Origin of the sequence: Priestia megaterium, assembly GCF_023824195.1 — a bacterium.
GTDB lineage: Bacteria > Bacillota > Bacilli > Bacillales > Bacillaceae_H > Priestia > Priestia megaterium_D.
On record NZ_CP085449.1, the window covers coordinates 66,526 to 73,010 of the forward strand.

Genomic DNA, 6,485 nt, shown 5'->3' on the forward strand with positions numbered 1-6,485 from the left:
TATTTTATTTATTTAAAGCTGTTCCAAGTACAGCATCAGACACTATTTCATAGATTTTGCTAACTCTTTTTCAATTACACTTTCCAATTCTTTCTTACTAGGCGCACCTATAATTTGAGTTTTACCTATAATAAGAACTGGCGTTCCTAAGAATTGCATTTTTTTAAATTCTTCTCGAGTTTTTGACAGCTTGCTGTTTAAAGCTTCAGCTTGGACATCTTGATTGAATTGACTTATATTTAAATTTAATTGGTCGGCATATTTTCCGAAAATTCCGAATCCTTTTTCAGCCGAGCTCCATTCACTGCTCTTTTGAAATAAGAGGTTATGCATTTCCCAATATTTATCTTGTTTTTGAGCTGCTAGTGATGCTATAGATGCTTCTTCAGCGTTAAAGTGACTACTTGCAGGTACATCTTTAAAGATGTATCTTACCTTTCCACTCTCAATATAATTCGAGTAAAAATTTATTGAATCAAAATTTCTCTTCAAAACATTACATGCTCCACATCCATAATCAGAAAACTCTACTATAGTGAGTGGAGCATCTTTTTTACCAACCACTACACCATTCTGAGAATTCATAATCGATGGATCTTTCAATGTTTTAGAAATGGTATTTGCATCAACTTTAGGATCAATAGCAAATTGATAGAATAATAAACAAATTAAGAAACCTAAGCTTCCAAATATTACACCTTTTTTTATAAAGGAATTCATAATTGTGGCCTCTTTTTTTTCATAATTATGAACCCAATACCTGATATAGTAGACACCAACATTGCTAATCCTGCTGCCATTTCATACTTTAATACATCATCTGTACCATCAAATTTAAAATTTTCATTATCAACACTTACTGCACTTTCCTCTGGTTTTTCCATTGAAGGTGGTTTTGACGAATTTGTCATATGACTCTCAATATATTGATCTGTTAATTTTATTCTCATATTTTTTTCTCTGATAAACATACCTATAAAGAAGATCATAGTAATTAACGAAATTACAAAAGTTCCAAACCAAAACTTTCTCAAACGTAATCCTCCTTTGTTCCTAGTATTAAGTCAAAGCTTTAACTGCTTTTGTGTGACGTGAATGAGATTGCTTACATAGTTGAGCAAATATACTTTGCTTTTGTAATAGTTCTTCTGGAAATCCAGATTCTGCTATCTTTCCGTTTGATAAAACAATTACTCTGTTATTGTTACTAATATTGGCTACCCGATGAGTGATTGAGATAACGGTTCTCTCATAAGTAAGACGTTCAATTGCATTTTGGATCATTTCTTCAAAATGTGTGTCTAATGAAGAGGTAGCTTCATCTAAAATCAAAATTGAAGGATTTTGTAAAAATACCCGAGCAATAGCAATTCGTTGCTTCTCTCCTCCTGATAACTTATAGCCCCTTTCTCCTACTAAAGTGTCATATTGATCTGGTAAACCCATAATTTTCTCATGAATATGAGCTGATTGAGCTGCCATAACCATTTCTTCTTCTGTGGCATCGGGTTTGGCTAATAAAATATTTTCACGTATAGTAGAATGCAAAAGATATACTTCTTGTGAAATTAGTCCAATGTGTTTAGGTATGTCTTCAGAAGAAACATCCTTTAAATTTACACCGTCGATGTATATATCACCTTTGGTTGGCTGATAAAGGCGAGATAGTAAATAAGCAATTGTCGTTTTTCCAGAACCACTATATCCCACAATGGACACTTTCTCTTTTGCTTGTACTTTAAAAGAAAGATTATCAAGGGCTTTTTCTTCGTCATAAAGAAATGAAACATTGTCAAAACAAATCTCACCTTTTACATGTCCCAAAGATATATTGTTTTTAGGTTCAATAACATCAGAATTTTGATCTAAATATGAAAAAAGCCTTTCAAAAGTTACTTTTGCACTTTGAAGCATTATGCCAATTTTACTGATGCTTTGTATAGGATTAAAAAGAGATGCGATATATGATGATAAAGCAATAGCTGTTCCAGCACTAATTTCAAAAGGTCCTCCAGGTCTTCCCAACCAATACATAAGAACAGGAGCAATAGCTGTCCCTAAGGTAAAAGTAGTATTAAATATTCCCCCTAAAAATGCTTGTTTAATAGATAACTTCCTTACGGTGTCGATAAGGTTAATAAACTTTTCCCTAACTACATTGTTTCGGCCAAATAACTTCAATAACATGATTCCATTAATACTTAAATTTTCATTTATAAAAGAATTTATTTCTGCATTATTCTCTACTAATTTTTTACTGATTTTATAAACGATTTTCCCCATTAAAGGAAGCGTTAGTAATAGTAAAGGCGTGGTCAGTATAATTATTAGTGAAATTTTCCAACTTAGCATAATCATAGTTACAATTGTTACAATAAGTGACAATATTGTTTGGAAACTATAAATAATCGGTTTAAAGACACTATCGCCTATCATATTCGCTTCGGAGGTGACGCGTGAAATAATCTCACCCGATTTATTGTCCGTAAAGAAACGAATAGATTTTTGCTGGAGATGATCATAAAGTTTTAGCCTAACATTGTATATTATTCCACTAGTAAGAGAGATGACTAACAAATCTTGAGCAGTATGAATTATAACCTGTGTTATTCCTGCAAAGAAAAGTAATGTAAGCAATACTTCAAATGGAATAGTATTTGTCCCAGAAAATCCTTTATCTATAATCTCTGCTACAAGTAATGGGGTTACAGGGCTTAGCAGAGATTGAACAATTATAGTAATTATGATAAAAACTAGTGTTTTCCATCTATTCCCCGATAAAGCAATTACTCTCTTCCAGGAGAAATCAGAGCTAATTTCACTCACGCTTTTTGTAACGTCCATATTCAATTCTCCCGTTTATAATTTTTCAAATATGTATAAGTTAACTAATATAAGTACCATATATGAAATATTAAAAATAAGTTTACTTTTATTAATTTTTTGAGGACCATGCAGCCCAAAACACCCGCATCCAAAAGGCAATATTTTGTTATAACGTAATATCATCATGACAATAAACACTAATTGTAATAATGTAGCTAGAATTAATCCGTAGTATCTACTTACCTCGAAGAAAATCATTACTCCTGTTATGAACTCTAAAGGCCCCATTATAATTGCAAATATTAAAGCTATATGTCCTTTTAACTTTAAATCATATGTTTCAATTACCTTTCCAAATGCATATGGATTCTTTATTTTTCCGGAACTACTCTTTATAAATATAAATCCGGTTACTAAACTAAGAATGATAGCAATAATATTCTCTATCACAAATTTCTTCCCCCGCCTCTATAAGAAAGCATTAATTTTACTTTTAGAGTTGTCACTACTACCAAGAAAATTTTTAATTTCATCTAAAGGTAATGTATCTGGTCCCTTGGATAAACAAGCTTTTAATTGATGGTTCTCAAAACGAAGGATTGAAGGTACATTAGAGACCTGATACTTATCCAAGTATCCAAAAGCAGGTGCAACTCCACTTTTCTCATCAAAATTTTCTAATACATTTACACATGCATAAGGTATATTAGATTTTTTCATTAACGTATTTATTTTCTTCATATTTTTGATGGTTCTCTTACACGTATTTTCATCAAAAAACAATATGATAAAAATACTATGCTTTGTAATTAAAGATTCAATCTTTTCAACTGGCGTAGTCATATTTTTCAGTACATACAATGTATTTTTCACTTTAAAGTAAGTAATAAGTGTTAAAATAATAAATACTGCGGTATAAATACTAAAAATGATAAACTTTGTCATAAAGCTGCTCCTTTTTATAAGTATGTTCTTGTAACCACAGTTCTAAGATGAGAGCGCCAAAAAAGTCCATACTCTTGCTGAGTTCACCATGTCGATATCGATCTATTTGATTGAGGAACACTTTCCCGTCAATCAGTCCAAGCTCCGCCAATAATGGTTTCTGTAAAGCTGGATAAAGTTTATCCCATTCATTTTTTAATCCCTGAAATATTAACATGTCTGTAGAAGATTTAGTGGGTCTATCAAGTATTTCATCAGGAACAATCCCTCGTAGTGACCTACGCAGTAAAACTTTTGTTTGGGCATCATCAATTTTTTGTTCAATAGGCAAACTGAAGAGATATTCCACAAGTCTAACGTCTAAAAATGGGTATCTTGTTTCGAGTCCATTTGTTTCTGAAAGGAATTGGGCAAAATGGAAGCCCTGGGACCTTTCAATATAGCGATACTGCATTCGAAGACCGGGATTTTTAATCTTATTCTCATTTTGATATCGTTCTTGACATTGATCGTGAACTTTTGGCAACAATACGGTAGGCTGCTCATGTTCCCCTTTTATTGCATTTACTCCAAATTCCTTAATAGCTCCACTTAATGTATAATTATAAGATTTAGCAAGTTTACTACTTTCTTGAAGAAACTTTAGAATTCTAAATTTTTTTAAGAAATCAGCAATATAATATGGATTAAATCCAAATACTTGATCCCCTGCATAACCATTTAATAGAACTTTGGCCTTTTGTTCCATGGCGATATTATAACAAGGCTTTAACATAGCATATGACAATTGATTACGATTGGGTTCATCAGTTTCAATAGAAAAGTTTGGGTACCCCTTTAAAATCCACAAATCATCTGATACAACGCATTTATGGTCTCTTTCTCTATATTGATCTAGTATATATCGAATATAGTATCTCTCGTCCCCGTCGGTATATCTATCAAAAACGCAAGATATCGGAAATACCTTGTTATAAGCTAAATTTTTTGCACTTCCATAAATAGAGGTAGAATCTAATCCACCACTAAGTAAAACACCTGTACAGTCAATATTCTCTATACGACCCCTTACGGACTTGGAAAATAAATCTCTAAAATGCTCTTCATATTCGGAATCATTTTTATACTTTATTTGTTTACCTACATCTAAATCCCAATATTTATTTATTTTTATATCGTGAGGATCTACTATCATGTAGCTCCCTTTAGGAAGCCTTTTAACGGATTTATACGGCGTTTCTTCTTCGGAACAAGTACCTTTTCGATACAAAAAGTCTGCTAAGTAAGTAGTATTCCACTCGGATACTTCCATAGTCTTTTCAATACTTCTAATTAAGCTAGAAAAAATAAAATTTCCATTTATGGTTTTATAAAATAGTGGACGCATTCCCATAGGATCCCTCGCAGCAAATATTTGCTGCTTCTCACAGTCCCATACTATAAAAGCAAAATCCCCAATTAAATATTTAACGCAATCATGTCCCCATTTTTGGTAGGCTTTTAAAATAAGTTTTGTATCATTCATAGAGGAATTAGTAAGGTTAGTCTGAAGCAGATCTATTAATTCCTGTTTATTGTCAATTCTGCAATCTGCTACTATATATATTTCTCCATTTTCTGAAGATAAGACATTGGTACTATCCTGATTTCTTTCATTAACTTGTAGTGTAGCCTTTCCTAACGCTACATAATCTCGAACCCAGTAATCTTGATAGTCGTTTCCTATAATTTTTAATTTATATACTATTTTAATGATCTCAGATAGTTCGACTTTTTTTAAACTACGATTAAATATACCGGCAATACCACTCATACTATCTGCTCCTCTACTCGTCTAAGGCGTCTTGTATCAAACTGTCGAATTAAATTCTCTATAAACTCTGGAGAATCATTAATAACTTGCCCATTAAACTCTAGCCAGGCATGTGACATAAATGGCTTCTTACTAACCCCTACTACAAGATCAATAGGAATACCTCTTTGTTGAAAAACATGATATCCGGACAAAGAACGATGAAGACATCGAGCATTTCCAAAAAAACTAAAACAAATCTTCTCGCTAATTTCCAAAATTAACTTGATAAATTCTACATCATTTTCATTTAAATCTCTTAATGGCATTAGAGAAATATTTTCATTTAAATAAACATTATGTATTTGTTTAAACCCTTGGTTTTTTAATATCTTATCGATTCCCTTTATTACAAAATAAACTTTCCAATACCAATAAATTTTCCGCAACATCATACAGATGTAATCAGCCCTTTCTCAAGTAAACTTTCTAGAAAGGTATGTAATTGTACTTCTAGTACTTCTTCCTGAACATCATACATTTTCAGCATGTTTTTTTTAACTTTATCTGAACTACCATGTTGTTCAATTAATTTCCAGATATCAACCCCGACCTCATCTAATCCGAAATAAATTCCACTTTCTATATCCAAAACTACTGCTTCACCGTCCGTTTCAGTAAAAACTACATTTTGAGAAGTTTGAAAATTCATTTTATCATTGCTCCCATTTCTATAGTTTATTTATGTGTTTAGTGTATAATTTACAAATTTATGTTACTAGCAAATCGGGACGAACTCATTAAAATTCAGGATGAAAGAACTTTTCGAAAGGATAAAATAAAATTTTGATTGTTTATATTTTTATAAAGATTATAATAATAAGGGAAAATATGGATTTTTAGTATAAAGGGGATGTTTTAG

8 protein-coding genes are annotated in these 6,485 nt (G+C 31.7%); all 8 read right to left on the reverse strand.

What is annotated here, in order from left to right; translation table 11 throughout:
* Positions 1–42: 42 nt before the first annotated feature.
* The 8 genes from LIS78_RS31040 to LIS78_RS31075 are packed head-to-tail and all read right to left on the reverse strand — an operon-like array spanning position 43 to position 6,275.
* Positions 43–720, reverse strand: a complete 678-nt coding sequence (locus LIS78_RS31040) for a DsbA family protein (RefSeq protein ID WP_252285787.1) — start codon at positions 718–720, stop codon at positions 43–45.
* Positions 717–1,034: a hypothetical protein gene (locus LIS78_RS31045; protein WP_252285788.1), complete on the reverse strand. Its 318-nt coding sequence runs from the start codon at positions 1,032–1,034 to the stop codon at positions 717–719. The genes LIS78_RS31040 and LIS78_RS31045 overlap by 4 nt, the downstream gene beginning before the upstream one ends.
* A 25-nt stretch (positions 1,035–1,059) precedes the next feature.
* Positions 1,060–2,844 (reverse strand): ABC transporter ATP-binding protein, encoded by a 1,785-nt coding sequence (locus LIS78_RS31050; RefSeq protein WP_252285789.1) that lies wholly within the window; start codon positions 2,842–2,844, stop codon positions 1,060–1,062.
* Positions 2,845–2,859: 15 nt separating this feature from the next.
* Positions 2,860–3,276: a MauE/DoxX family redox-associated membrane protein gene (locus LIS78_RS31055; RefSeq protein ID WP_252285790.1), complete on the reverse strand. Its 417-nt coding sequence runs from the start codon at positions 3,274–3,276 to the stop codon at positions 2,860–2,862.
* A gap of 18 nt (positions 3,277–3,294) precedes the next feature.
* On the reverse strand, positions 3,295–3,771 hold the full coding sequence (locus tag LIS78_RS31060) for a hypothetical protein (protein WP_252285791.1): 477 nt from the start codon (positions 3,769–3,771) through the stop codon (positions 3,295–3,297).
* The gene (locus LIS78_RS31065; RefSeq protein ID WP_252285792.1) at positions 3,749–5,584 is read right to left on the reverse strand and encodes an asparagine synthetase B family protein; all 1,836 of its coding nucleotides are present in this window, start codon (positions 5,582–5,584) and stop codon (positions 3,749–3,751) included. Before LIS78_RS31065 ends, LIS78_RS31060 begins: the two co-directional genes overlap by 23 nt.
* Complete coding sequence (locus tag LIS78_RS31070; protein ID WP_252285793.1) at positions 5,581–6,018, reverse strand: lasso peptide biosynthesis B2 protein; 438 nt, start codon at positions 6,016–6,018, stop codon at positions 5,581–5,583. Before LIS78_RS31070 ends, LIS78_RS31065 begins: the two co-directional genes overlap by 4 nt.
* Positions 6,015–6,275 carry a PqqD family protein gene (locus LIS78_RS31075; RefSeq protein ID WP_252285794.1) on the reverse strand — a complete coding sequence of 87 codons (261 nt, stop codon included), beginning with the start codon at positions 6,273–6,275 and terminating at the stop codon, positions 6,015–6,017. The genes LIS78_RS31070 and LIS78_RS31075 overlap by 4 nt, the downstream gene beginning before the upstream one ends.
* Between the last annotated feature and the right edge of the window lie 210 nt (positions 6,276–6,485).

Coding starts and splice junctions, on each gene's coding strand:
- LIS78_RS31040 (WP_252285787.1), bottom strand. CDS start 720: ATGAATTCCTTTATAAAAAAAGGTGTAATATTTGGAAGCTTAGGTTTC.
- LIS78_RS31050 (WP_252285789.1), bottom strand. CDS start 2,844: ATGGACGTTACAAAAAGCGTGAGTGAAATTAGCTCTGATTTCTCCTGG.
- LIS78_RS31060 (WP_252285791.1), bottom strand. CDS start 3,771: ATGACAAAGTTTATCATTTTTAGTATTTATACCGCAGTATTTATTATT.
- LIS78_RS31065 (WP_252285792.1), bottom strand. CDS start 5,584: ATGAGTGGTATTGCCGGTATATTTAATCGTAGTTTAAAAAAAGTCGAA.
- LIS78_RS31070 (WP_252285793.1), bottom strand. CDS start 6,018: ATGATGTTGCGGAAAATTTATTGGTATTGGAAAGTTTATTTTGTAATA.
- LIS78_RS31075 (WP_252285794.1), bottom strand. CDS start 6,275: ATGAATTTTCAAACTTCTCAAAATGTAGTTTTTACTGAAACGGACGGT.